Source organism: Mesorhizobium sp. NZP2298, assembly GCF_013170825.1.
GTDB lineage: Bacteria > Pseudomonadota > Alphaproteobacteria > Rhizobiales > Rhizobiaceae > Mesorhizobium.
The window spans coordinates 6,862,290-6,888,564 of record NZ_CP033365.1 but is presented as its reverse complement, the minus strand read 5'-3'; the positions used below and the strand labels follow the sequence as shown (position 1 = coordinate 6,888,564).

Annotated in this window: 25 protein-coding genes and 2 pseudogenes; 22 read left to right on the top strand and 5 right to left on the bottom strand. The window is 58.3% G+C overall.

Going from position 1 to position 26,275, the window contains the following annotated elements; genetic code table 11:
• Window positions 1-244: 244 nt before the first annotated feature.
• Window positions 245-1,588: pseudogene (locus EB231_RS32730) on the bottom strand (IS3 family transposase).
• A gap of 179 nt (window positions 1,589-1,767) precedes the next feature.
• Window positions 1,768-2,736 carry a MurR/RpiR family transcriptional regulator gene (locus EB231_RS32725; RefSeq protein WP_172352435.1) on the bottom strand — a complete coding sequence of 323 codons (969 nt, stop codon included), beginning with the start codon at window positions 2,734-2,736 and terminating at the stop codon, window positions 1,768-1,770.
• A gap of 623 nt (window positions 2,737-3,359) precedes the next feature.
• On the opposite strand from EB231_RS32725, the gene EB231_RS35400 reads away from it, so the two are divergent.
• Entirely contained in the window at window positions 3,360-3,725 is a 366-nt protein-coding gene (locus EB231_RS35400) for a hypothetical protein (protein WP_246740822.1), read from the top strand.
• A gap of 183 nt (window positions 3,726-3,908) precedes the next feature.
• Window positions 3,909-4,118 carry a group II intron maturase-specific domain-containing protein gene (locus EB231_RS35395; protein WP_246741049.1) on the top strand — a complete coding sequence of 70 codons (210 nt, stop codon included), beginning with the start codon at window positions 3,909-3,911 and terminating at the stop codon, window positions 4,116-4,118.
• Window positions 4,119-4,318: 200 nt separating this feature from the next.
• On the opposite strand, the gene EB231_RS32715 is transcribed toward EB231_RS35395, so the two are convergent.
• Window positions 4,319-5,521, bottom strand: a complete 1,203-nt coding sequence (locus EB231_RS32715) for an IS256 family transposase (protein ID WP_172352434.1) — start codon at window positions 5,519-5,521, stop codon at window positions 4,319-4,321.
• 144 nt (window positions 5,522-5,665) lie between these two features.
• On the opposite strand from EB231_RS32715, the pseudogene EB231_RS32710 reads away from it, so the two are divergent.
• Window positions 5,666-6,951 (top strand): annotated as a pseudogene (locus EB231_RS32710) (ISNCY family transposase).
• Between the two features lie 419 nt (window positions 6,952-7,370).
• Here the strand turns inward: EB231_RS32710 and EB231_RS32705 are convergent.
• On the bottom strand, window positions 7,371-8,201 hold the full coding sequence (locus EB231_RS32705) for a BKACE family enzyme (RefSeq protein WP_172352433.1): 831 nt from the start codon (window positions 8,199-8,201) through the stop codon (window positions 7,371-7,373).
• Between the two features lie 208 nt (window positions 8,202-8,409).
• Between EB231_RS32705 and EB231_RS32700 the strand changes: the two genes are divergently transcribed.
• From EB231_RS32700 to EB231_RS35795, 19 genes are all read left to right on the top strand, one after another.
• Entirely contained in the window at window positions 8,410-9,189 is a 780-nt protein-coding gene (locus EB231_RS32700; protein ID WP_206681882.1) for an enoyl-CoA hydratase/isomerase family protein, read from the top strand.
• The gene (locus EB231_RS32695) at window positions 9,190-11,376 is read left to right on the top strand and encodes an acetate--CoA ligase family protein (RefSeq protein WP_172352431.1); all 2,187 of its coding nucleotides are present in this window, start codon (window positions 9,190-9,192) and stop codon (window positions 11,374-11,376) included. It abuts the gene before it with no gap.
• A complete protein-coding gene (locus tag EB231_RS32690) occupies window positions 11,373-12,188 on the top strand; it encodes an enoyl-CoA hydratase-related protein (RefSeq protein ID WP_172352430.1) in 816 nt (271 codons plus the stop codon). The genes EB231_RS32695 and EB231_RS32690 overlap by 4 nt, the downstream gene beginning before the upstream one ends.
• A gap of 185 nt (window positions 12,189-12,373) precedes the next feature.
• Complete coding sequence (locus tag EB231_RS32685; protein ID WP_172352429.1) at window positions 12,374-13,717, top strand: aspartate aminotransferase family protein; 1,344 nt, start codon at window positions 12,374-12,376, stop codon at window positions 13,715-13,717.
• A gap of 358 nt (window positions 13,718-14,075) precedes the next feature.
• A complete protein-coding gene (locus EB231_RS32680) occupies window positions 14,076-14,906 on the top strand; it encodes a transporter substrate-binding domain-containing protein (protein WP_172352428.1) in 831 nt (276 codons plus the stop codon).
• 63 nt (window positions 14,907-14,969) lie between these two features.
• The gene (locus tag EB231_RS32675; protein ID WP_172352427.1) at window positions 14,970-15,944 is read left to right on the top strand and encodes an amino acid ABC transporter permease; all 975 of its coding nucleotides are present in this window, start codon (window positions 14,970-14,972) and stop codon (window positions 15,942-15,944) included.
• Window positions 15,945-16,066: 122 nt separating this feature from the next.
• A complete protein-coding gene (locus tag EB231_RS32670) occupies window positions 16,067-16,807 on the top strand; it encodes an amino acid ABC transporter ATP-binding protein (protein ID WP_246741048.1) in 741 nt (246 codons plus the stop codon).
• Between the two features lie 119 nt (window positions 16,808-16,926).
• Window positions 16,927-18,351 carry a dipeptidase gene (locus EB231_RS32665; protein ID WP_172352425.1) on the top strand — a complete coding sequence of 475 codons (1,425 nt, stop codon included), beginning with the start codon at window positions 16,927-16,929 and terminating at the stop codon, window positions 18,349-18,351.
• Window positions 18,352-18,413: 62 nt separating this feature from the next.
• Window positions 18,414-19,592 carry a M24 family metallopeptidase gene (locus tag EB231_RS32660; RefSeq protein WP_172352424.1) on the top strand — a complete coding sequence of 393 codons (1,179 nt, stop codon included), beginning with the start codon at window positions 18,414-18,416 and terminating at the stop codon, window positions 19,590-19,592.
• A gap of 16 nt (window positions 19,593-19,608) precedes the next feature.
• Window positions 19,609-20,322 carry a hypothetical protein gene (locus EB231_RS32655; protein ID WP_172352423.1) on the top strand — a complete coding sequence of 238 codons (714 nt, stop codon included), beginning with the start codon at window positions 19,609-19,611 and terminating at the stop codon, window positions 20,320-20,322.
• A gap of 110 nt (window positions 20,323-20,432) precedes the next feature.
• Window positions 20,433-20,684, top strand: coding sequence for an aminopeptidase P family N-terminal domain-containing protein (locus EB231_RS35665; protein ID WP_340163196.1), 252 nt, complete (start codon window positions 20,433-20,435; stop codon window positions 20,682-20,684).
• Complete coding sequence (locus EB231_RS35660) at window positions 20,648-21,229, top strand: M24 family metallopeptidase (protein ID WP_340163195.1); 582 nt, start codon at window positions 20,648-20,650, stop codon at window positions 21,227-21,229. The genes EB231_RS35665 and EB231_RS35660 overlap by 37 nt, the downstream gene beginning before the upstream one ends.
• Window positions 21,181-21,531 carry a M24 family metallopeptidase gene (locus tag EB231_RS35655; protein ID WP_340163220.1) on the top strand — a complete coding sequence of 117 codons (351 nt, stop codon included), beginning with the start codon at window positions 21,181-21,183 and terminating at the stop codon, window positions 21,529-21,531. Before EB231_RS35660 ends, EB231_RS35655 begins: the two co-directional genes overlap by 49 nt.
• 234 nt (window positions 21,532-21,765) lie before the next feature.
• Complete coding sequence (locus EB231_RS32645) at window positions 21,766-21,990, top strand: hypothetical protein (RefSeq protein WP_246740821.1); 225 nt, start codon at window positions 21,766-21,768, stop codon at window positions 21,988-21,990.
• A complete protein-coding gene (tnpB, locus tag EB231_RS32640; protein ID WP_172352422.1) occupies window positions 21,987-22,118 on the top strand; it encodes an IS66 family insertion sequence element accessory protein TnpB in 132 nt (43 codons plus the stop codon). The genes EB231_RS32645 and tnpB overlap by 4 nt, the downstream gene beginning before the upstream one ends.
• Window positions 22,119-22,244: 126 nt before the next feature.
• Window positions 22,245-23,879: a tyrosine-type recombinase/integrase gene (locus EB231_RS32635; protein ID WP_246740820.1), complete on the top strand. Its 1,635-nt coding sequence runs from the start codon at window positions 22,245-22,247 to the stop codon at window positions 23,877-23,879.
• Between the two features lie 234 nt (window positions 23,880-24,113).
• Window positions 24,114-24,395 carry a tyrosine-type recombinase/integrase gene (locus EB231_RS35390; RefSeq protein WP_340163219.1) on the top strand — a complete coding sequence of 94 codons (282 nt, stop codon included), beginning with the start codon at window positions 24,114-24,116 and terminating at the stop codon, window positions 24,393-24,395.
• Window positions 24,392-25,255 (top strand): tyrosine-type recombinase/integrase, encoded by an 864-nt coding sequence (locus EB231_RS32625; protein WP_246740819.1) that lies wholly within the window; start codon window positions 24,392-24,394, stop codon window positions 25,253-25,255. Before EB231_RS35390 ends, EB231_RS32625 begins: the two co-directional genes overlap by 4 nt.
• Before the next feature lie 270 nt (window positions 25,256-25,525).
• Window positions 25,526-25,609, top strand: coding sequence for a hypothetical protein (locus tag EB231_RS35795; protein WP_172353126.1), 84 nt, complete (start codon window positions 25,526-25,528; stop codon window positions 25,607-25,609).
• A gap of 6 nt (window positions 25,610-25,615) precedes the next feature.
• Here EB231_RS35795 and EB231_RS35385 read toward each other — a convergent pair whose 3' ends face one another.
• Complete coding sequence (locus EB231_RS35385) at window positions 25,616-26,275, bottom strand: hypothetical protein (protein ID WP_246740818.1); 660 nt, start codon at window positions 26,273-26,275, stop codon at window positions 25,616-25,618.

Here is a 26,275-nt window from a genome sequence, read left to right as displayed (position 1 = left end):
GAGCAGACGCGATTACGGGCATCATCATCACCTTGCCGAAATGGCTCAGCACTAATCAGCTGCTCGGGCGTCATTTGGCCGTGGCCGGGAACGCATGCTGCGGATCGCCCAATAGGTCTGGTAGAGCTGCCGCTCGAAGGTCGCGTCCAGCCCCGCGTCGCCGGCGACCTGACGGGAGATTTCGCGGACGGTGCGCCCCAAATAAGTCCTGAGCCAGTGAATTGACCCCGTAAAGTTGGACGGTTCATTGAGCTGGTAGGTTTAAGGGCTGGTTTCTGTATCGCACAGGGGCCAGCCTTTCAGTTTCAGTTTGATGCGGCGGTGGTTGTAATAGTCGATGTAATCCTCGATGGCCTGGCTAAGGCTTTGGACGGCGTCAAACGTTCCGGGATGGAAGAGTTCGGACTTGAGAATGACGAAGAAGCTCTCCATTGGAGCGTTGTCGAGGCAATTGCCCTTGCGTGACATGCTCTGTGCAAGGCCTCTGGCTTCCAGTCTGCGCTGGAATGCCGGCATCTGGTACTGCCATCCCTGATCGGAATGCAGGATCGGCCGTTCGTCCTCATCGAGCCGGGCGAGGGCTTTGGTCAGCATATTGTCCACCAGTTTGAAGTGCGGCCGCCGCGCCGTCTCGAACGCAACGATCTCGCCATTGTAGAGGTCCATGACCGGTGACAGGTAGAGCTTGTCGCCGGCCAGGCTGAACTCCGTCACGTCGGTCACCCATTTGCGGTTGGCGCGGTCGGCGCTGAACTTGCGCTGCAAGAGATCGGGAGCGGTCCGCCCGACCTCGCCCCTGTAGGAACGATACTTCTTCGGCCTGACCAGCGACTTCAATCCCATCCCGGCCATCAGGCTCTGGACGGTGTTGTGGTTGACGCGTTGACCCAACTGGCGCAGTTGCGCGGTCACCCGGCGATAGCCGTAGCGGCCTTTGTGGCTGTCGAAGATGGCTTTGATCGCCTCGCATGGCGGTCCGGGCGCGAGGCCGCCTTTTGCCTGTAACAGAACGTGCTGCGCGGCAGCTTCGCCAGTTCGAGCAGGTCCTTAAGCGGATGCAACGGCCTTAACGTCTGGACGGCTTGCGCTTTTTGGGCGCATGTTCCTGCGTTAAGGCCTCCAGTTTTTTAGGTAGGCGTTCTCCATCCGCAGTTGCTTCAGTTCGGCCAGCAGTTCTTCGCGGCTTTTGGCCTTGTCACTGGCTGCAACAGGCACTGCGGGGGGCCGGCGGCTTCGACATGGGTCGTCCTCTGGGACGTGGGCCGAGCGCTTCTATCCCGCCCGCAAGATAGCGCTTATCCCAGCCCGCCAGGCAACTGGCATTGCGGATATTGAACAACGCCGCCGTCTGGCGATACGACAGACTTTCCCTCCACATCCGCTCGAGCACTGACAGCTTGAACGCCGCGTCGTAATGATCGTATTTGCCCGACAGCCCCGCATCGCCATGCGCCTGGTACAAAGCAACCCACTTGCGAACAGTCGCCGCGTCAACTCCACGGTTCGACGCCGCACTCGCGTAGCTTTCATCCCCGCACAAATAGCTATCAACAACCGAGCGCTTGAAACGCGCACTGTGTCTGGACATGCAAAACCCCCGAAGGTTGTGTCCAACTTTCGGGGGTCAGTTCACTGCGCAGGGCCTTGTTGGCCGCTTGATCAGAAAAGTCGACGACTCCTATGCGATATCAGCGGCTTTCGAATTATTCACGGCCGACCGGGCGCGTCGCTCGTCGTGAATGCGCGACCAGTGGACCAAACTTCTCGTCACTCACGCCTGCTTTTTGGCTCTGTCGCATGGCGTCCTTTTGCCCCGTGCTCCTTGGTCGAAGAATCCGAGTGAGTTGAGCGTACTTTTCGATTCCAAGCCCTCGATTTCAAGTGTGTGTTGAAGTCGGCAAGATGAGCATCGAACCGGAGCAGCGACTCATGCGCGGCCTCTGCACCCTGTCCGGCGATTAAGGCGCCTAGCACTTCAGCGACCGCGAACGCCGGTGTCATCGAGTGGAAAAACGAGGGACTCTTCGTCTGGACAAGAACGACATCATCGGCCACTCGAGCAAGCGGGGCAACCTCGCTGTCGGTGATGGCGACGATAGGAATGCGATGTTGATGAGCATATTCGGCAATCTCAATCGTGGCGCGAGTGTAGGGAAATACGCTTGTCGCGAAGAGCACGTCGTTGCGGGAGGCATGGGCCAATGCGTCAGAACCGGTGCCGCCGACCGCATCAAGCATGACCGACTTTTCCCCAATCATCGAAAGAATATAATGCAGATGCCAAGCAGTTGCGTGGCTCGATCTCAATCCGATGCAGAAGACGCACTTGGCGGACGCAAGATGTCTTGCCGTTGATACTATTGCATCCAGTTGAGACTCGGCCAGATGCACAATCTCGGCCGCTTGAGCCCGGAGAATTTCGCGCGCAAGGCCATGATTGCCTTTACGCCTTTGCGCGACCGCTTGTACGTCGGCCTTTCCGGCGAATCCGACGTCGCCGCCGCGAACGGCCTCAGCATAGATTTCGCGAAGCTCGTCGTAACCTGTGAGGCCAAGATGCTTGGCCAGTCGCGTCATGGTAGCCGGCTGAACCCCGGCCACACGCGCCTGGTCGCGCATTGACAACAGCGCGACGTCGTGTGGTTGGTCGATAATATAGCGCGCCGCCAATTGGAACTGCTCCGACATTGTGTCGAAGCCGTCGATCAACCGTTCCGAAAGAGGTCCGTCAGCCATGACTCCTACCTAGCGCAGCGTTATTGCATGCGCAACATATGTTGCATTGCTGTGCTAATTAGTTTCCGTCCACACCGTGCTGCGAAAAGCAGAAGGAGGTTCGATGGTGAACTGACAACATGCTGAGAAGCTGCGTGAGAGATGAGGGTAGGCCCCTCGGGATCGGCTTTCAGGAGCGGGTCTCAAACCAGCCCAAGCTGCTGTGGTAGAAGAGCCATGGTGGTTAGCGTTGGGTCAAAAGCCTTGGACATGATCCGGGGCAGGTTGGCATCCGGAAGATGAGCGCAAGAAAACCCTTCGATGACGTTCGTTAGAACTCTTTAACACCACTAAAACCGAGGGCGTGTGGATCTCTCGGGACAAGTCCGTCGGGAGCCTGATGACTGGGCGGACAGTGGACGGCGTATAGGGGGCATGAGCCGGATGCAGGCTTTTGCGCGGAACTGCAGGAACCAGCTTTCTGATGCCAAGGGAGAAGCACAAGCGGCACACCACCGTAAGGCGAGAGTACCGATGCAGGAGGTTGGGCGGATCGACCCGTAGTAGTGACGAAGGTCCTGTAATGGGGCTGGAGCGAAGGGCTCGGATCAGGTGGTCGTGTTTTCGAAGCAACTGGCAACAGGATGACAACGACACATGCGACAGACAAACCGTTTATGTTCGATAAGCGGTTGGTGTACGAAGCCTATAAGGCGGTCAACTCCAGTGGTGGTGCGGCTGGCGTGGACGGGCAGACGATCGAGGCATTCGAAGCCAACCTGGAGAGGAATCTCTACAGGATCTGGAACAGGATGAGCTCGGAAAGCTATTATCCGCCACCGGTGCGTGCCGTCCCCATTCCGAAAAAGACTGGGGGCCAGCGGATTTTGGGTGTGCCCACCGTGAGCGACAGGAATGCGGATGACGGGCTGGTGCCACTGCCGGACCGAGCAGGAGGCAGAAGCCGTCAAGGCTGCGCTTCAGGCGAGGTTGGGCGGAATGTCAACTGAGAACTGCAGCCGACGAAGATCAGGATCATCTACTGCAGAGAGTCCAAACGCAGAGGGCAACATCCGAACGTGACGTTCGACTTCCTCGGATATTGTTTCCGACCTCGCGCGGTATGGGGAACGCAAAGCGGGCGGCTGTTTGGCGGCTTCACACCAGCGGTCAGTTCCTCGACGCTGAAAGCGATGCGGGAAAAGATCCGGGACTTGCACATCCGCCGACAGACGCTGCTCTCGTCGAACGACATCGCCCGGCTGACCAATCCGCTTCTCAGGGGGTGGATCAGGCTATTATGGACGGTATGCGCCAACGGGGCTGCAGCCCATACTTCGCTACGTCAATCAGACGGTGCTTGCGTGGGCAGGGCGGAAGTTCAAGCGCTTTGGCAGGGGTAAGGCGCGGGCAAGTCGGTTCAACTCGGTCTGATCGGCACGTTTGCCTGATGGGAGCCGTGTGAGCTGAGAGGTTCACGCACGGTTCTGAGAGAGCGGAAGCGCGCAAGCGTCTCCGCTACTCGCCAACTCTAAATAATTGATTCAATTCAGTGAATCTCTGATGGGACTGTCAGGAATCTTGTGCGTGAGGCCGGTTATCGTCATTGGCTGACGAACCTTTCGCCGAAGACGACGGCGAATTGTGTCCTGGCCTCGAACCACTCGCGCGGGGCGCGTTTCCATTCCTCGGCGGCATGGTTGAGAACCAAATATAGCAGCTTCATTGCGGCGTCGTCATTGGGAAAGTGACCGCGCGTTCGCACGGCCCGCCGCAGCTTTGAGTTCAGCGCCTCGATGGCGTTGGTGGTGTAGATGATGCGGCGCACGCTTTCGGGGAATGCGAAGAACGGCACGACATGAAGCCAGTTGCGCCGCCAGCTCTGAGCGATCGCAGGATAACGTTGGCCCCAATAGCCGGCGTCGAAAGCATCGAGCGCGGCCAGGCCGGCTTCGGCGTCCTTGGCCCGGTATATCGCCCGCAGCGCCGGCACGACAGGCTTGCGGTCCTTCCATGACACGAACTCCAATGAATGGCGGATCAGGTGCACAATGCAGGTCTGCACGACCGTTTGCGGGAATACGGCGTTGATCGCTTCTGGAAAGCCCTTCAGGCCGTCGACGACGGCGATCAGGATGTCGGCGACGCCCCGGTTCTTCAGCTCGTTCATGACGCGCAGCCAGAATTTGGCGCCCTCGGTCTGCTCGATCCAGATGCCGAGAATCTCCTTCGTGCCATCGGGCAAGATGCCGAGCGCGATGTAAATCGCCTTGTTGCGCACGAAGCCTTCGTCCCTGATCTTGACCCGGATGGCGTCGAAGAAGACCAGTGGAAAGCAAGCGTCGAGCGGCCGGTTCTGCCATTCGGCGACCTCCTCGAGCACGGCGTCAGTGACGGCCGAGATCAGGTCCGGCGAGACGTCGATGCCATAGAGTTCCTCCAAGTGGCCACGGATCTCGCGAACCGTCATGCCGCGCGCATACATGGATACGATCTTGGCGTCGAAATCGGGAAAGCGGCGCTGATACTTGGCGATCAGCTTAGGGTCGAAGGAGCCGGCACGGTCACGCGGGATCGAAAGTTCGAGCTTCGACGTGCCCGTCAGAACCGTCTTCTTCGAATGTCCGTTGCGCCGGTTCGCCAATCCTGCGACTTGCCCCTCGTCAAGATGATCATCCAACTCGGCGTTCAGTATCCGCTCCGAAAGCGCCTTCTTCAGATCGTCGAGCAAACCGTCCTTGGCAAACAGCTCCTGTGGATCGCGCCCGGCAAGCAACCGGTCCAGCAGTTCCTTCTCAATGGCCATGCGATGATTCTCCTTTCCATCATCATGGCCTCACGCACAAGATTCCTGACAGTCCCATCTCTGATTGGCGCAAGCCAGGCCCGGCGGTTTGAGGTATGTGAATCATGCCACCGATTCCAAAATCCTGCATCGCCGGAGCCGACACTGCGCCAAGAACGCCCCGTCCAACCCAGCATATTCGATCTTTTCGTCACGCATGAGATCGGCTGTGAGCTGAAGGCGATGTCGCAATGGCTAGATGAACATTGCGATCTGCTTGGCCTGGTTGCGCGAGACCTTTGTCGGGGGCGGCATCAAAGCGACCGGACAGCAAGGCCTGTCCGCTCGAAGCGGTGCTGCGCTGCTCAAACAATATCGGCAGCTGAGCTACCAGGAGTTGGCTTTCCACCTTGAGGACTTCGCCTCGTTTCGCGCCTTTTGCCCGACCGCCGTGGTCGTGGAGCCCACAGAAGCCGGCGCTGCAAAAGACGGTCAGCGCGATCCCGCCCGCACCTGGGAACAGCTCAACCGGACCCTGCTTTTGGGCGCTCGGCAGGTGAAGCTCGAAGACGGCGTGGTCGTGCGGCTGGACAGCACCGTGACCTCGGCGCTCATGCACGAGCCAGCCACAGCAGTCTGTTGTGGGATGCCGTGCGGATCATGGTGCATCTGCTCAAGCGAGCTGACGCCTTTATTGGTGGCGCCGGCCTGGAATGGCGCGATCATTGCCGCGTGGCCAAGAAGCGGGCCCTCAAGATCCAGTTCACGCGCGGTCAACCCTATCGGGTCCAACTATACCGCGAGCTGATCGCGATTGCCCGCGCGACCTTGGCTTATCTGGATCAGGCGAGCGCATGCCTTGCCAGTGCTCGCGATCCCTTCGTCGAGCTGTGGCAAAGCCACGTCCGGCACTATCGGCCGCTGATTGAATGCATGATCAGACAGAGTGAGCGGGGCGAGCTGGCCGGCGAACTGGTGCTGGCCAGCAAGAAGTTGGTCAGCCTGTCGAATCGCATGTAGATATCATCGTCAAAGGCAGCCGCGACACCGAGTACGGCCACAAACTAAACCTGACCACCGGCAGGAGCTGCATGATCCGGATCTGGTGATCGAAGCCGGCAACCCGGCCGACAGCGACAGCTTGCTGGCGATGCTGGCGCGCCACGTCGCCTTCTATGGCCAAGCGCCGCGGCAGCCGATGGTGGCTTCGCCACGCGCGACAATCTGGCCGCAGCGAAGACATCGGGCGTCTCCAAGAAAGCCGGCCTCTGGTCAGAAGCAAGTGGGTCTATCGCAAGCTCCGCAACTTCCGCGCCGGTATCGAAGCTGGCATCTCTTGCCGCAAACGCGCCTACGGCTTGGCGCGTTGCGCCTTGGGCGGCAAAGCTTACGGCTGGTCCTCGGTCGTGGCCCACAACCTCGTCCTCTTCACCCGCCTGAAACCAAGCTGACGCCGGTCCCCCGTTTGGAATGCGGGGTACCGGTCCAAGGCTGGTCTCGCGGCGTGCGCGCCGCCGCGCCCGTGACGCCGTTTTCGCCAAAAACCGGCCCGCTCTTCCCCGTCCATGCCCCGCGATCGCTTGTCGATGAGCGTAAGTGCCTGTAAACACGGCAAAATGTGTGCGTTTGTGGACGCAAACCAATTTACGCTTTCTCGCCGACCTGAGCGCCGTTGTTTCTTCTTCAAAAGTCGAACTTCCGGCGATCCGCTCGCGGCGAACCACCTGGTTTGACGCGATGAAACGCAGGCGACACGGATTCGGCATGAGCTTCCTTTGTGGCGCCGCCTCCTTGTAGCTGTCGAAAAAGTTCCCTTAGGAACGCGTCGAAGGCACTGTCGTTCGATCGGCCTTTCCCTAGAAGAGGAAGATTACAGTTGCTGCCAGGCGCGACGCAGGTCGGCTGCGTTGGCTCTACGGAGGCCAAGTCCCAGCAGACTTCTCGATACAGCTGCGACCAACTCCACGTTGGACTTGGCCATTGCCCCGTCAACGAGTTGGCGATTGTTCTCAAAACCGACGCGAACATGCCCCCCGAGAAGGGCAGCCGCGGTAACGCAGGCGGCTTCGCGCGCGCCAAAGGCGCAAACGCTCCAATGAGCGAAACGGGGCTTGCCCGCGTCGATGTACGGCAACAGGTCCGCGGGACGCGATTTCTGGCCCGGGGTGTAACGTCCGAGCACAAAAAGAACCGGAACCTGGTTCCATGGAACAAGACCACGGCGGTGATACTCGTCCAGGCGCAATGTCTCGTCTGCATCATAGAGGATTATCTGCGGCACAATCGATTCGGTCTTGAGCCAAGACAAGAACGACGCGAACTCGGTCTCATGAGCTTCCGTTGGCACTAATTCGCGCAGCGCCAGCGAAACGGCCTCCGGCCGAGCTTCCTTTATGACCGCAATCTGTTCCTGCGGCGCGTAGCGACCAAGCGATTCGCTCGTAACCTGAACGATCATTTTGTCGCCAGTGGCCCGGCCGATCGCGTCAATGACAACTCGATATGCAGACGCATCGAGGACATGACGGCCGTCCTGATCGCGCACATGGACATGAATAAGGCATGCTCCCGCATCGAGGCACTCTTGGGCCGTCCGCGCCAGTTCGGCCGGTCCAAGCGGCAGCGAAGGATGGTCAACCTTGGTTAGCCGGCCGCCATTGGGCGCTACGCAAATTGCGGTCGGCCGTTCAATTTCGATCATTCTTCACCCGTCCGAGCCCATTGTGTCTCTTCACCCGAGTTGGCGCCAAAGACGCAGCTCCCCGGGGGGGGCTCGACCCTTCTCTAATCCAATATGATCCATGCAGGTCACTTTTGCAATGTTGAAACATATGTTGCAAATCAAATCGCCTCTGTTATCGTGCCCGCAACCATGAGTACCCCGTCCAGCGGGTTGTAGGAAGGACATGATGTTTGAAACAATTGCCTATGAAATCCAGGACAATGTCGCCGAAATTCGTCTGAATCGTCCGCACCGCCTGAACGCAGTGGTTCAGAAATTATACGACGAAGTCTTGGCAGCTCTCGATCAGGCTGAAAGAGACAAAAACGTGCGCGTCATTGTCCTGACCGGAGAAGGCCGGGCATTTTGTGTGGGCGCCGATTTGAAGGAGCACAAGGCTGGTCGCACGTCCTTCGATAGGCGACAGTATCTGATGAGCGAACAAAGGGTGTGTAGACGTCTGGTCTCACATCCGAAGCTGGTCATTGCCGCCGTGAACGGCTTTGCCCTCGGCGCCGGTGCCGAGATGGTTCTCGCTTGCGATTTTGTGGTCATGGCGGCATCGGCGCGGATCGGATTTCCCGAAATTGGCCTTGGCGCGTTCCTCGGTGGTGGGGTCACGCATCTCCTTCCCAGACTTGTCGGCCTGGCAAAAGCGCGTGAGCTGACCTTCTTGGGACGGCAGATCGACGGGGCGGAAGCGGTCCGGATCGGCTTGGCCCTACGCTGTATCCCTGACGAGGACTTCGCTGAGAGCGTCCGTACTCTGGCAGGTGAACTGTCAAAAAAGGCGCCATTCTCGATGCAGCTTGCCAAACAGCAGTTGGTCTCGGCTGATCACGGGACGTTTGACTCTGCGCTTACCGCAGAACTTGAGGGCATGATGTTTTGTTCGACGACGCGCGATTGGCAGGAGGGTGTCGACGCCTTCGCCGAGAAGCGTTCGCCGGTCTTCCGGGGGGAATAAATGGCGTCGAGCGAATTGGTCGACATTCTATCCCCGAACTCCATCGCGATTATCGGCGCATCCAAAAATCCGGCAAAGCGCGGATACCGGTCGCTGAGGAAACTCCTCGATGACGGCTACGCCGGGGCAATCTATCCGATTAACCCAAAGGAGAGTGAAATCTGCGGCGTCAGGTGCCTACCCGATCTGGGCAGCTTGCCGGGGCCTGTCGACCTTGCTCTGGTCTGTACCCCCGCTGCTACGGTTGCTTTAGTCATCGCCGAATGCGCCACAAAAGGGGTGCGCGGTGCCATAGTTCTGGCAGGTGGCTTCGCGGAAGCCGGACACGACGGTAGCCAGCTCCAAGATGCAATGCTAGCCGCTGCGCGCGGTGTAAGGATCATCGGGCCAAACACCTCGGGTATGTTCAATACTCACAAAGCCTGCAATCTCGTCGGCTTTTCGGACTTGCGGAAGGGTAGCATTGGCCTTTTGTCCCAATCCGGCAACATGGCCCTGTCGCTCGTCACGGAAGCTCAAGCCAACGGGCATATTGGTTTGAGCACTTACGTGGGGGTAGGTAACGAGGCCGATATCAGGTTTGACGAGTACCTCGACTACTTTGCGGCCGATCCCACCACCAACGTAGTGATCGCCTACGTTGAAGGACTAAAAGACGGCCGTCGCTTTTTGAACGCCTTGAGGGGGATCTCGCCAGAGAAACCAGTTGTCATCTACAAATCGGGTCGGACAAGTGCCGGACGGAGTTCTGCAAAGTCACATACCGGTGCTTTGGCTGGCGAATATGCGGTTAGCGAGGCTGTGCTGAGGCAAGCCGGCGGGATTCTCGCACACCGGTCCGATGAGATCCTGCCGATCGCGGAGGCGCTGTCGCTGTTGCCGCCCCTGCGTTCGCGCCGCCTCGCCATTCTGGCGGACGGCGGAGGTCACGCGACAATTGCCGCCGACGCCTTGTCAGAGCGCGGACTGGCGCTCGCTCCGCTGAGCGAAGAGACGCGTCGGCGGCTTACGGAGATGCTTCCCGCGTCCGCGTCAGTCATCAATCCTGTCGACGTTGCCGGGGGCACGGATTCGGACCCCTCGGTTTTCGCCGCTTGCGCCGAGATTCTGTTGCAGGATCCGGTGGTGGATGGACTTCTGATATCCGGTCTCTACGGCGGCTACGCGCTCCGTTTCTCTCAAGACCTGCTCGCAGCAGAAATCGATGCCACGAATCTGATCGGTGCAATGCCACGCCGGTTCGGCAAGCCCGTGGTCGTTCACAGCCTGTACAGTACGCTTCAGGCAGATCAGCGGCCGGTACCACTCTTGGACATGCACCGCGCAGGCATCCCAGTGCACAGCTCCTTGGAAACGGCCGTGCGATGTATGCAAGCTTTAGCGGAGCGCGGTGAGGTGGACCGCACCATTGCATTGTCGCCGCCAAAGCGAGCGCAGCACGGCAGAATCTTTGAGCAGGTTCTTGCGCGATGCAGAGCCGAGGGCAGGCGCGTAGTTTTGGAGCACGAAGGGCGAGCCATCTTGCGCGGCTTCGGGCTGGATCTCGCTCCGGCGTTGCTGGCTGGGGATGAAAAAGAGGCCGAAGAGGCTTTTCTAAGTCTTGGCACAAAGCCCGTCGCCATGAAAATCGTATCTCGCGACATCCTGCACAAGACTGAGGCTGGCGGAGTCAAACTCGATGTCGCCGACGTCGCATCGGTGCACCGGGGCTTCCTTGAGATTATCGCCAATGCCAAAGCTGCAGTAACCAATCCGAATGTTGCCGGCGTCCTTGTCAGTCCGATGGCGGCGAAGGGCGGCGTTGAAGTCATCGTTGGCATCGTGCGCGATGCAGCATACGGTCCCGTGATAATGTTCGGACTGGGCGGAGTCCTCGTCGAAGTTCTTAACGATGTAGTGTTCCGCGCGCTTCCGATCTCACGCAATGATGCTTTTGCGATGTTGGAAGAAATCAAGGTGCAAGCGATTCTCGATGGCGTGCGCGGGGGAGCGCCGGTTGATCGAGACGCGCTTGCAGACTTGATGGTGAGTATTTCGGATTTCGTTGAAATCTGCCCGGAGATCGACGAACTCGACCTCAATCCCATCCTTGCCTATCCCGACGGTTTGACCGTGCTCGATGTGCGCATTCTTCTCACCGCGCCCTCCACAGCAGGGTCGATATTGAAGCAAGGTATTGAGGCATGACGGATCTACCGAAACTGATCGACTCCAAACTCGAGGTTAGCGACCGTGTCGCCATGCTCGTGCTGGACCGCGACGACGTCCGTAACGAATTGACCGGGACAGCCCTGATCGACGATATCGTACGGACGGTGGACTGGATCAATGGCGCTGCGGCCGTCTCGGTTTTGGTCATAACGGGGGCTGGCAAGGCATTCTCCGCCGGCGGCAACGTCAAGGACATGCGGGAGCGCAGAGGAAGCTTCGCCGGCGATGTGTTTGAGGTGCAGGAACGCTATCGCCGCGGCATTCAACGAATTGCACTTGCCATGCACCGGCTGGAGGTTCCCGTTATTTCCGCAGTCAACGGCGCGGCAATCGGTGCTGGTTTCGATCTGGCGACCATGTGCGACGTCCTTATTGCAGCAGAGGGCGCGGTATTTGGCTCCACGTTCATCAATCTTGGCATAATACCCGGAGATGGCGGTGCCTGGTTTCTGCAGGATCTGCTCGGTCCCCAAAGGGCGGCGGAGTTGATCTTCACCGGGCGTCTGGTGCGCGCCGAAGAGGCTCTGCGACTAGGAATCGTAATTGAGATCGCGGCGGCGTCCGAATTGCAGTCCCGAGCGCTGCAGCTTGCTGCAAACATTGCAGGAAAACCTCCTCAGGCACTTCGACTCGCAAAACGGCTGCTGAAGGCAGCGCGGCGGTTGGACCTGCCTGACTTCCTCGACCTCTGCGCAGCATTTCAGGGTATGTGCCACAACACACAGGACCATGTTGAAGCAGTCGAAGCCTTCCTTGAGAAGCGCCCCGCTCAATTTCAAGGGCGGTGACTTCCTTTGTCAAATGGCTTCATCTGTAATCTCCGATCCGCTCGGAGCATGTAGATCTCCGGTGAAACATACGTTGCACTCTGCCTCGATTTTGCTACTGTCACCAACAGCGTTGGGCTAGGTCCTGAGCCTGATTTTTGCAGGGCCCCCTGACTTCCCGCCATCCACTTAGACACGAGACTATTATGAGCAGAATTTTGCACCGCTCGACTGATGCCGACCTGCCGGTGGCTATCGGCGGGCGTGGAATCGAGTTGTTCGACGCCGATGGCAAGGCATATATCGACGCCTCCGGTGGCGCCGCGGTGTCATGCCTGGGTCATGGTCATCCGGAGGTGTTGGCGGCGTTGCACGCCCAACTCGACAAGCTCGCCTACGCTCATACAGGTTTCTTCACCTCGGAAATCGCCGAACGGCTGGCGGATCGCCTCGTCGCCGATTCGCCAGATGGCATCGACTTCGTCTATCTCGTCAGCGGGGGATCGGAAGCGATGGAGGCGGCACTGAAAATGGCGCGCCAGTACTTCGTAGAGAGGGGAGAAGGGAGGCGCAGGCACATCATCGCCCGCCGCCAAAGCTACCATGGCAATACGCTGGGAGCGCTGGCGATCGGCGGCAATGAACGGCGCCGAGCCCAGTTCAAACCGCTGCTTATCGAAACCCACCACATTGCGCCGTGCTATGCCTATCGTGGTCGCTTGGCCGCTGAAAGCGAGTATCAGTACGGAGAGCGCGTCGCTAACGAACTCGAGGCAAAACTTCTCGAGCTCGGACCAGATGAAGTGATCGCGTTTGTCGCGGAAACAGTCGTCGGCGCGACGGCCGGGGCGGTCCCGCCGGTAGAGGGCTATTTTAAAAAAATCCGGGAGATTTGTGACCACTACGGCGTTCTGTTGATCCTGGACGAGGTCATGTGCGGCATGGGTCGGACTGGGTCTCTTCATGCCTTTGAACAGGAAGGCATAGTGCCGGACATTGTCGCGATTGCTAAGGGGCTGGGTGGTGGCTATCAGCCGATCGGTGCCGTGCTGTTCGGACACCATATCTATGACGCCTTCGCTGCCGGATCAGGCTTTTTCCAGCATGGCCACACCTACATGGGGCACCCGATGGCTGCGGCGGCCGCTCTTGCCGTGCAGGACGTGATCCGAGAGCATCAGCTTCTCGACAATGTTGTTCAGATGGGGGAATTGCTCAACCGTCAGCTTCGAGAGCGCTTCCACAATCATCAACATGTCGGCGACATCCGCGGACGCGGCCTTTTCCGTGGCATAGAAATCGTTGCTGATCGTGGGGACAAATCGCCGTTAGACCCTTTGCGTAAAGTTCACGCAGCCGTGAAACGAGAGGCCATGGCCCGTGGACTGATGGTGTATCCGATGGGCGGTACGATTGACGGCGCGCAAGGTGACCATATCCTTCTGGCGCCCCCATTCATCGTGAATGCAGGCCAGATCCATACGATTGTGGAACGTCTCGGCGATGCCCTGGAAGCCGCACTTGACTACAGCGTTGATGGATCGAGATAGCCTGCGCCAACCAAGCGAAGGCCACAAGCACTGCGACAGACGTTGAAGATGACGCAACTCGTAGTTCAGCCCGTCGTCTCGCTCGATTCGACGGGTAGGACTGTTATTACCCCCGTCTTTGAAGCGAATCTTTTCGCCGCGTAGTGCATTGCCCCTCGGGCAGCACCCGAGACCATCCATCCAAGGCATATCGGAATGATCCATTTGCGTCACATATGTCATTTGGAAAACATATGTTGCATAACAGGTCAGGGTGAGGTAAACTTTGCTGTGGATCAGACCGGTCATCAAATTCCACATTTCGGGTGCGGGAATGGGCTCGCGCCAGACCAGGCCCAACAACATAGGGGAACGTCAAATGAACAAGCTGATAACGACTATAGCGGCGACCGCCTCCCTCGCAGTTGCCTCCGCGGCTCTTCCGGCTACGGCCAATGCTGGGGCCGTACTCGATAAAGTACTCCAAACCAAGACGCTGACCGCGGCGGTCGGGACTGACTGGGGGAAGATGGCGTTCTTGAACGACAAGCACGAACTCGATGGATACGACATCGAGGTGGTGAAGAGCATTGCGAAGGGCTTGGGCGTGCAGGCAAAATTCGTGACGCCGAGCTGGGACGTCGTTGCAGCAGGCAAGTGGGAGGGCCGCTGGGACATGACCACGTGGATGACGCCGACCAAAGCCAGGGCTGAAAAATTCGATTTCCCGGCCGTTTACATTAATGATGAGGTGCTGGGCGCCGTTCACAAGGATAGCAAGGTAACCAAGCTTTCCGAACTGGAAGGCAAGGTGGTCGGCGTTGCTTCAGGTACAGCGGCGGAGCAATATGTCAATCACAAACTAGCTCCGGATTGGATTGGTGCTAATCCAGTTGAATACCCGTTCAAGCCAGGCGAGGTGAAGACCTATGCGAGCAGCAATGTCGCGTTCGATGATCTTCGCCTCGGCGACGGTGTTCGTCTTGATGCAGTCCTTGGTGACGGTTCGCTTGTGCAGGATGCGATCAAGGCTGGTTACCCACTTAAGGAGGTCGGCGTCGCATTCGACACGCCGGCAGCTATTGCAATTTTACCGGGCGACAAGCAATTGAGCGACAAGATTGCGGCCATTGTCCAGGGCATGAAGGAAGATGGCTCGCTCTCCAAACTGTCGATTAAGTGGTTCGGGGTGGATCGCTCCGCCAAGTAAAGGTCGCGAAGCTGGAGCGGTCCAGGCCTTGCCCGGACCGCTTTCTTTTCGAAAGGTTTGTCGATGCTCTATGCGGATACAGTCGAATCGGAGGTGCTCGTCCACAAGCCGTTGTTCATCGCCTCGGTCTTTGTAGTCGTGCTTTCGACTTGTTTTATGGTCAACCTCACTGGCACCACCATCGGCGAGCTTATGCGGCCAGTCATCGGCGATCCGCTGGAGAGCGGCCTTTACGGCCGTTTTGCAGTCGCGTTTGTGATCGCGATAATTTTCTGTCTTAACATTGCACTGATCGGTTTTGCTCATCTGAAAGTGCAAATCGCCATCGTATGGGCAGAGCTTCTGATTCTGTTCCTTGCCTTCTTCGCGGTTTTTAAATTGAGTCTGCCTTTCATTTGGCACAATCTTCCATTCCTTATCACTCAAGGTGTGGTGACAACTCTCTATATTTCAGCCATTTCGCTCGTCCTTGCGTCAACCATCGGAATAATTGCTGCCATAGCGAAACTGTCAAGCAATGGCTTTGCCTACGGGATCGCTACCTTTTACACTTCGTTTTTTCGCGGTCTGCCTCTTTTGATGCAGATTTATCTAATCTATCTCGGGCTACCGCAGTTGGGGATTATACTAAATGCTGTGCCATCAGGTATTTTAGCGCTTTCGCTGTGCGTTGGCGCGTACATGACGGAAATCTTCCGCGCCGGCATCCAAAGCATCGACCGCGGCCAATGGGAAGCATCGCGATCATTAGGGTTTGGCTTTGGGCTTACGATGCGCAAGATCATCATGCCCCAAGCGCTTCCTGTGATCATCCCCCCCATGGGAAACACTTTCATCGGGATGCTGAAGGATAGCTCGCTGGTCTCGGTTCTCGGCGTGTGGGAGCTGACGTTCCTTGCTCGCACACTTGGCCAGGCAACCTTCCATCACATGGAGATGCTGATAGCGGCGGCAATTATCTATTGGATTCTATCCGTCTGCCTCGAGCTGATTCAATCCAGGATCGAGCGCTATTTTGCCAGGAGCAAGGTACGATGACCGTCGACGGCATTCAAGTCAAGCGCGGCCCGAACTGGCAAAACTCCCTAAAAGCGCCACTCGATGGGCCGCTTCCAGGGTCAAGTCCTGATGGTAAATCATCGAGCCGGAGGCAGGCGGAATTGAACGACGCAGTCATCGAAGCTAGGAACGTCTCGAAGTGGTATGGCGCCTTCAGGGCATTGACGGACGTCAGCCTCACTGTCCGAAAGGGTGAACGCGTCGTTATCTGCGGCCCCTCCGGATCGGGAAAGTCGACGCTGATTCGCTGTTTCAACCGTCTTGAGGCACACCAAAAGGGCGAGATAACCGTCAACGGGATCAGGTTGCACGGCCAGATGCGCGACTTGGCTGCAGTTCGCAAGAATGTCGGCATGGTGTTCCAGCATTTCAATCTCTTCCCGCACATGACCGTGCTTATGAACTGCATGGCCGCTCCGATGTGGATCAAGGGCGTGCCAGAGACCGAGGCAAAGAGGCTCGCGCTCAAATTCCTCGAGCGCGTGCGCATACCGGAGCAGGCGAACAAATATCCCGGTCAGCTTTCCGGAGGACAGCAGCAGCGCGTCGCAATTGCCCGTTCCCTCTGCATGGAGCCCGCCGTCATGCTCTTCGATGAACCCACCTCATCGCTTGATCCGGAAATGGTATCGGAAGTGCTCGAAACCATGACCAGTCTCGCGCGCGACGGCATGACAATGGTTTGCGTCACCCACGAGATGGGCTTCGCACGATCCGTTGCCGACCGCGTCATCTTCATGGACGCCGGGCTAATCGTCGAAGAGGGCGCCCCAAACGACTTCTTCACCAATCCTCAGCACCCAAGAACAAAGCTGTTCCTCAGCCAGATCTTGAAGCCCTAGTGATTTTTCGCGCTCGCCGAATTGTGGTTTAGGATCTGCGCCTTAACGGCGAGGGGATTAGGGATTCGCATTTGCCGCAGTAAATTGTGTTTGTTACGTGAAAATACTTGGAGAATACCATGCATGTAGATTCGATCGTTCATTACCTGCTCGGTAGGCGGGACGAGATTCTGGATAACCTTTGCGACTTCTTACGGATACCAAGCGTAAGCACAGACCCCGCTTACCTAGGAGGGATGCGCGACGCGCAAACATTTTTGGTGAACTGGCTGAAGCGCATGGGCCTCAGCGATGTGCAGCTCCTCGATGGCGGCGGCCATCCCGCTGTTTATGGAGCTTGGAACGGTGCGCCCGGAAAACCGACCTTGCTCATCTATGGACATTATGATGTTCAGCCCCCCGACCCGCTAGAAACTTGGGTAACTCCACCTTTCGAACCAACCGTCCGCAACGGACGGCTCTACGCGCGCGGTGCATCTGACGTCAAAGGCTCGACTGTAATAGCGCTCGAAACTGTCGACGCCTTTCTGAAAGTCCGAGGCGCCTGCCCCGTGAACGTCAAGGTTTTCTTGGAGGGGGAAGAGGAAACCAACAGTCCTAGTTTGCGCGCAATTGTAGAGCGGTACGGCGACTTGCTGCAGGCTGATGGAATGATATCCGCTGATGGCGCCCGAGCGCACCCGGAAATTTCGACGATCAATGTCGGGTCGCGCGGAATTGTAGAATTTGAGATTTCAATTCGAACGGCCGACAAGGACGTTCATTCTGGTCGTTACGGCGGCGCGGTCCGGAACGCCGCACATGAGATGGCGAGGATCATCGCTTCTTTACATGACGAGGATGGCGCGATCGCAATTCCGGGATTGCTGACAGCCCTCTCGCCAGTCCCTGCAAATGTCCGAGCGGAGACGGCCAAATTTCTCTTCGACGAGGTCGCTTTCGTCAAGAGCGTAGGCGCCCACGCCCACGGCGAACATGGCTTTTCGATGCGTGAACGGCTAACGCTTCGACCGGCCTTGGACGTAAACGGAATGTGGGGAGGTTACACCGGGGTCGGCTACAAAACAGTGATCCCATGTACCGCCCACGCTAAGCTGTCATTGCGAATCGTGCCCGGACAGGACCCTGACCAGGTCTCAGCCGCGCTGAAGGCTCATCTGCGCACCGTTTGTCCCCCGGATGTTGAGCTCTCGATCGACAATCCGGAAACGGGGAGCCGTGCCTTCAACTTGCCTACCGGGCATCCACTCGTGGTTGCGGCAAAAAAAGTTCTGCATGAGGCGACCGGTCAAGAGGCGGTTCTTGTCCGGCTAGGGGCGACCATACCCATCACAGCGATATTCCAAGAGTTGCTCGGGGTTCAGACGCTGACGTTCGGGTTTGCCCTACCGGATGAGGATATTCATGCGCCCAACGAATTTTTTCGGTTAGCCTCGTTGGCGGAAGGGCTTTCTGCATGGCCAAAGTTGCTAGAGCAAGTCGGCGAACTGAGCGCCGATGAGTTTCGATCTATGGCGACAGTGGCGACAATTCAGCAAGTTTAGTACAGTTGCTCGAGCCAAGAACTGATCTCGTCGCTCGTAATAATCTTTTATGGAAGATCGACATGATGAAAGAATTGTATTTTGCAGTTGCCGAGTTCAAGGCTCGTTTGTCGGCTGTCAAACAGGAAATGGTAAAACGCGGGATCGATGTCCTGCTTTTATCCGAACCGCCGAACCAGAACTATATCACGGGCTACAATTCGGATTCGTACTATACTCCGCAAATGGTGATCGTGGCGCTCGACCGCGAGGAGCCTATGTGGGTGGGGCGATTGATGGACCGGATCTCGGCGACAATGACGACCTACCTTGGTGATGACAGCATTAGAGCCTATCCTGAGTCGCATGTGCATTCTCCCGTGCTTTCGGCGTACGACGCTATGGCCGACATTGTTAAGGAAATTGGCGGGGAAAAGGCCCGCATCGGTGTAGAGATGGGCGGATACTACTACTCCGCTCGCGCACACGCAGATCTTGTCCGGGCGCTCCCGCTCGCCGAGTTTGTGGATGCCGATCTGCTCGTGGGGTGGATCAGGCTCGTTAAGAGTCCGGCTGAACTGGCGATCATGCATCAAGCTGGCCAGATTGCCGATACGGCAATGCAGCGTGTGAATAATATGGTTGAGGTGGGTGTGCGCGAGTGCGATATCGCTGCCGCTATCTACCAACAACAAATATGTGGCACACTTGAGTTCGGAGGTGATTATCCTTGTTACCCTCCAGTTCTGTGCATAGGTGAGCGCTCTGTTGCTCCTCATGCAGTTTGGACAGATCAGCCGGTGCAGAATTCGACCGTGATTAATCTTGAGCTGTCAGGATGCCGACACCGCTACACGGTATTCCTCGCCCGCACGATTGTTGTTGGCACGCCCTCATCCGCATTTATAGACCTGTCAAAAATCGCCGTAGAGGGCCTGAACGTCTGCCTTGAAAGTGTTCGACCCGGGCGAACCTGTTCAGAGGTGTTCATCGCATTTCATGAAGCGCTGGCTCGCCATGGAGTCGAAAAAGAAGGCAGAATCGGGTATCCTACGGGCGTTGCATTTCCTCCAGCGGGCGGAGAGCGAACAGCTAGTATTCGAAAGGACGACAGAACGGTTCTTCAACCAGGTATGGTATTTCACCTGATGCCGGGCCTATGGTCAAACGATGTCGGCATTACCATCACGCAAAGCTTTGCTGTGACCGAACTTGGCTATGAGCCTTTGACGATGACGCCGCGCAAGCTGTTCGTCAAATAGTCGAGGGGGTTGATCCATGGCCTTGCAAGAACGTGCTGCCCTCGGCATTCTTGAGCTTGACGAAGGACTTCCTCCGGATGGTCCTTCAATTGTTCCGCGGGAACACTCCCTACTGAACCCAGCGACCTTCGACCGACCGATTGTTACCGAGATGGTGGAGGGTGCATTGGCGGAGGCGGTCATCCGCGGTGACCCATCGCTTGAGGGCGCTTGTGTGGCAGCTGCTCAGAGATTGGTCGAACGAGGCGCTGGCGTGATCACTTCTGACTGTGGCTTCCTAATAAGGCATCAGGCGGCAGTGTCCGCGGCAGTGAACGTGCCCGTGGCGATGTCAAGCCTGCTCCTAATTCCGGCATTGCTGCAACAACTGGCGCCTGACCAAAAGCTTGCCGTCATAACGGCAGACTCAAAACACTGCAGTGAAGACCTGTTCGGTATCGACAATCCTGCACATCGAGCAAGAGTCGTTGTAGGCGGGATCGAAGGCGGTGAGTACGTGCGTAACGCGATTGCGCGTCCGTTCGTACGAACCAGCATCGATACGATTGAGCAGGAAGTCGCTAATTGCATCGCCCAACTCCGCGCTAAGCATCCCGCGATCGGGATGCTACTATTCGAATGCACGGGGCTTCCAGTCGTTGCAAACGCCCTGCGCAGTAGTACACGGCTCCCCATTTACGACATTACGGACCTGTGCAAGCTGACGCTTGGGGTGTTGCCTGTATCTTAACGTCCCTAGTGGCCAACCTACATAGAGTGTTGGACCATGACACTCAGCAAAGGACCGCAGACGTTCCCGCAAGCAGAGTACCTCCGAAGGCTTGCAGCAGTAAAGTCGGAATGGTGCGTCAGGACATCGAGGCGCTTGTCGTATCCAGCTTGGCAAACATTGCTTATCTTACGGGTTCGATCGTCCGGCATTCCGGGCCACAAGGCCTTGTGATTTCAATTCGCAAAGAGGAACCGACGTTCATCGTGCGACGCGCGGATTTTGCGGCAGCCATCTATCAGACTTACCTGGAGCGCGATAACCTGATCGTTTCTCCAGAAACCGGGTGGCCACCCCTGACATTGATGGTTACGACGCGGTGATTGACTTTCTCCATGAAGCTGGGCTGGCAAACGGTGTCGTGGGGCTCGAATTAAATCAAATATCCGCGGAAACGGCAGAGAAGTTCAAGAAGCTACTGCCGGAAGCGACGATAGTGAATTCCAAGAAAGCGGTAAACGGGGTCCGGCTCATCAAGTCGGATTTCGAGATCTCTGTTATGAAGGAGGCTGCGGCTATCGCCGATGCCGCGATGATGCGTGCAACAGAATTGATACGGCCTGGGGCGCGTGAAACTGATGTTGTCGCAGAGATCGTGGCGACGCAGGTGCGTGGTGCCAAAGGGCACCCCGGCACGGGCTTCCCGCCGATAGGTCCTCTCTTCTTCTGCTCCTCGCCTCGCACGGGTGCGGCCCACATTCCCTGGAGCGAGGACACTATTCGCGATGGTTCGCAAATCAATCTTGAAGTTACCGGCGTCCGCCATGGCTACGTCGTCCCGCTCATGCGCACCTTCTCAGTTGGCGCCCCTCCGATCGTCTGCTTTGCCGACACGAGGCACACCTTGCCGGTCTGGAGGACGCGCTGAACACAGTCCGGCCAGGGGCCACCTGCAGCGACGTCGCCGGAGCATTCTATCGCACGATTGAGAAACTGGGTCTAAAGAAGGACACCCGATGTGGCTACTCCGTAGGCATTGATTGGGTTGACCACCCCGCTAGCCTCAACGAGGTAGACAAGACAGAGCTCAAGCCGAACATGACATTCCATCTGATGCTGGGTAACTGGATGGAGGACGATTTTGGATATGTCATTAGCGAAACATTCCGTGTAACTGAATCCGGCGTCGAAGTATTGACCAATATGCCGCGGAAGCTTTTCGAGGTTTAGCGAGGGTCTTTCGAGGATATTCCGACGGCGCCTGCTGTCGATCAGGCATGGGGCAGGGGCGCTCGCCGAAATCGTGCCGAAGGTAACCCTCAAACATCGGCGTGGTGACGGGCGGACTGAAGGTCAACGATGCCGACCTAATGCCGTCTTGAGGCTGACATTCGCGTACAGATCGGCGTGGAGAAAGCGACAATCATCGAAGAGCTGCGCAAGATTGTCGCGCGGTATCCATAAGTGAGGTTCAAGGAGACCAACTTCACTCCGCCAGCTGATCAGGCAATAGCGACCTTCGCACGCATCAACGTGAGCGATCTGCCCGGTGTCGAACGCCCCGTCGCCGATTGCCCGGACCCGGCCGGCAGGATCGTGGTGGTCTTTCCGAGCGGCACGCGATTGCGGATTGACGGGATCGTCGATCCGACAGCACTGCGCATCGTCCTGGCGGAGTTGACCAGGTGATCACGGTGGTGCCGACAGACCGGATTTACCTGTGCTGCGGCGCGACCGATATGCGTCGCGGGATCAACAGCCTGGCGCGGATGGTGCAGCAGGTGCTCGCGCTCGACCCGCACTTATGCATCGGGTGAGATTTTGTGGCGAAGCCGTCCTGGCGCCAGCCGGGGTCTGCCAAATCTGGAATCCTCCGCCACATAATTTTCATGCCTCTCTGACGGACGCGGGATCCCCCTGCGCCGCAATGCTGGAGGGGCAATATGCTCGAGTTCTATTTTTCGTATCGTGGGGTACTCAAGCGCCTGCGTAGCGGTGCGCTCGGCGGCGAGATGGATCGCTTCGCGGAGCATTTTTTCACGCTCGGTTATAAGCGAGCGTCCGCCAAGATTTACCTGAGCCGGATTGCGCGCTTTAGCCAGTTTGCCGCGACGCGCTCTGGTCCGATGCCGATCCATCAAGATGTCATCGATAGCTATTTGTCCACGTTTATGACGGATTGTCCACGCATTGGAGCAGTGTCGGCGCTGGCACACGCACTGCGAGTGGCTCCGGAGCGGTTCATTGCTTCCGTTCCCAGTGTGGATGCTGACCCGGATGCTCCGCTTCTGGCTTCCTTTTCGGACTATCTGCGCAGGGTGCGGGGCCTGGAGCCGAAGACCCGCGAAGGCGTTCTTCTGGGCGGCCGCCGCTTTCTGGATTGGTTCCGCCATTACCATCTCGGCCAGGATCTCGAGGCGTTGACGGCTGAGCAGGTCCTTGCTGCTTTCGAGCATCGGCTGTCACTATCGGCGACCTCCAGCAGCCGCACGGCAGCGACTTCTCACATTCGAACATTTCTTCGGTTTTTGTATTGGGCTGGCCACCATCGCCAAGATTTCGCCCGCGTTGTCCCAAGGACGCCCTCTTGGCGTTTGGCACATTTGCCGCCGCGCCTTGCATGGGATGACGTTCGGCAGGCGATCGATGCGATCGGCGCAACGACGCCGGTCGACATCCGCGATCGAGCCGTCCTGCTGCTGCTCGCCACCACGGGCATTCGCAACGGCGAGCTACGAGCCATTCAGCTCCAGGATATCGACTGGCGAGCTGGCGAGGTTTTTGTCCGGCGCACCAAGGGCAAGCGTGATCGGGTGGTACCACTCCTCGAGGAGACCGGCGCCGCACTCGCCGATTACATCCTGCGCGCTCGACCGAAGGTGGATAGTCCGTATCTGTTCCTGTCCTTCGCGCCGCCGCTGGGGCCGTTCAAGTGCGCGTCGCCTGTTTCGAGGATCGTGCGGAAGCGGTTGCGGCATGGCGGGGTCGAACTCGGGCGGGTCGCAGGTGCGCATCTCCTGCGCCACAGCCTTGCCACCCCAGCTCGTCAGGCAGCGAAGGCCGATCAACGAGGTCGCCGATCTTCTTGGCCACCGGAGCATCAACACAACGGCGCTGTAGGTGAAGGTTGCGGCCTCGCAACTCGCCGAGGTCGCACTCCCCTTTCCGGGAGGCGCGGCATGACCGCCTTCGCCCGATTCCTCGGCGAGAAGGTCGAGCGTTACATCGAACTGCGCCACTCGCTCGGCTACTCTTTCAGCAAACAAGCTGGCACGTTGCGGGCTTTCGCCCGCTACGTTGAACGCGCTCAGTTCCATGCGCCCGCCACCCGGACGATGGCGCTGGACTTCGTCCTGGCGTTCGGCGGCGCCGCCAACAGCCGCACCACTCGTCACGGCGTGCTCCGCCGATTCTACGAGTATCTCGCCGTCTATGACGCCCAAACGGAGACCTTGGAGCGTAGAGTCTTTCCCAGGTCCAGGGCGATTCCGCCGCCGCGGATCCTCAGCGATTCATCGACGCAGGTGCGCGCATTTCGCCAGGCATCCCTCTCAGGGGGCGGACGATGGCAACGCTGATCGGATTGTTGGCAAGCTCGGGACTGCGATCTGGCGAAGTGGCAGGCTTGATCGTTCCGACGTCGATCTGACCGGCGGGGTTCTTCTGGTTCGGAAGACGAAGTTCCGCAAGGACCGTCTCGTTCCAGTTCACACGACGACCCAGGCTGCCCTTCGCCACTATGCCCGTGAGCGTGACGCCGCTTTTCCCACGCCAAGGACCAGGCCTTCTTTCTCAGCTCTCGAGGCAACCGTCTGTCGGCGAGCGGCCTGCAAAGCGCTTTCGCTAAGGTCCGCAAGCTCGCCGGCCTTGATGACGGCAAGCCTTTGAGACCGCACGATCTCAGGCACCGGTTCGCCGTGACCCGTCTTAGCCTCTGGCACGAACAGCGCGCCAACGTTCAGGCGCTGCTGCCTTTGCTTGCCACTTACCTCGGCCACGCCAGGTACAGCGACACGGCCTACTACCTCACTGGCTCTGCGGATCTTCTCGCCATTGCGGCGGAGCGCGCTTTCCTCGATGGAGGTGCAGCATGAGCGAACATCTGCTCCTCGCGCCGCTCCTGGAATCCTACTTTCGCCGGCGCTTGACCAAGCAGCGCAACGCCACTCCCGCGACTGTCGCGAGCTATCGCGACGCCTTGCGCATGCTGATCCTCTTTGCCGCCGCCAGGTTGCGGAAGAGGCCGGCGGCGTTGGTGCTCGAAGATCTCGATCGAGACCTCGTTCTCGCCTTTCTCGACGAACTCGAGGAGAAGCGGAACAACACCGTCGCCACGCGCAATGCCCGACTAGCTGCGATACGATCTTTCTTCCACCATGTGGCAGCGGCCGACCCGGCGTCCTTTGGTGTCGCGCAACGCGTGCTGACGATTCCCACAAAACGGGCGCACATTGAGGTGACGCGCCACCTCACCAACGCAGAAGTGGACGCAATCATTGCGGCGCCCGATCAGAGGACGCCCCGTGGTCGGCGCGACCGCGCGTTTCTGCTGTTCCTGGCGCGGACCGGCGCGCGGGTCTCCGAAGCCATCGGTGTCAATGCTGACGACTTGGAACGCCCGCGTTCGCAGGTACTGTTGCACGGTAAGGGGCGCAGAGATCGCGCCATCCCCGTTCCTCAGGATCTGGCGAGAGCGCTGGCGGCCTTGTTGCGCGAACGCGGAATCGCCAACCACGAACCACGACCGATCTTTGTCGGCGCCCACAATGAGCGCCTGACGCGCTCCGGGGCGACCCACATCGTACGACGAGCGGCGGCCAAGGCAGTGGCCATTAGGCCGGACTTGGCCGAAAAGCCCATATCGCCACACATCTTCCGGCACTCCCTCGCCATGAAGCTTCTCCAGTCCGGCGTGGATCTTTTGACGATTCAAGCCTGGCTCGGGCACGCATAGGTCGCCACCACCCACCGCTATGCCGCCGCGGATGTCGAGATGATGCGCAACGGACTCGAAAAGGCGGGCATCGAGGGCAATTACGGGGCGCGCTTCCGGCCCACTGATGCCGTTCTGCAACTGCTGAACAGCATCTAAGCTAAAACATTATGTGGCGGAGGATGCCAGATTTGGCAGACCCCGGCTGGCGCCAGGACGGCTCCGCCACAAAATCTCACCCGATGCATAAATGCGGTTAGGTGGCGCGCCACCTAACCGCATACCGGCGCGATCTTCTACTTCCGTAGACGCAAGGGTCATATCATCAAGATTCTGGCGCATGACGACCAGGGGTTCTGCCTGTTCACCAACTAACTGGCTTCATACTTCGGCCCTTTCCTTGAGATCGGAGCATTTTGAGGAGTTGAGTCGGCGGATGGCATCTGCCCGATGGGCAAGCTGGTTCCATCGGCTGCACTGTTTGGCTGGGACGTGCGGTCCTGGCAGTTCATAGAGGCCGATATAACCGTTGTAGGCATGTCTTTTCACGATGCCGTATTTCGCCCATCTGACCAGGGTGCATTCGGTGATTCCAAGTTTTGCGCAGGCTTCTGCTTTTGTCAGCATTCCCCGCTCGCGCAGCCGGTCGTAGCGCGAGCGCAGACCATATTGCTTGACGAGATAGATGACGCGCAAGTCGCTGAACTGGGCGTCAGCCTTGCCGCGCCGCGCTGAGCCGCCGGGGCGGATTCCCCTTGCATTCAGGATGTCGGCGATTTCAGCGCAGATATGATCGTCGAGAAGCTTGTCGACCAATTCCACCACCTCGGGCCGGGTCTTTACCTGCTGTGCGGAGGTTTTCGAGTTCTGAGTGATCAATGTTTCGGTCTTTCCGCCTCTGAAGCGGATGTGTATCCGGGTCTCTCCCTCGGCCTGGAACTTGAGCAATGTGACGTCTTCGACGAGATAGGCAAGGAGCCGCTTGCGTTCTCGGTTCGGCAAGGTGGGGTCGCGCCAGACCGTTTTGAAGTCGGCCGTCAT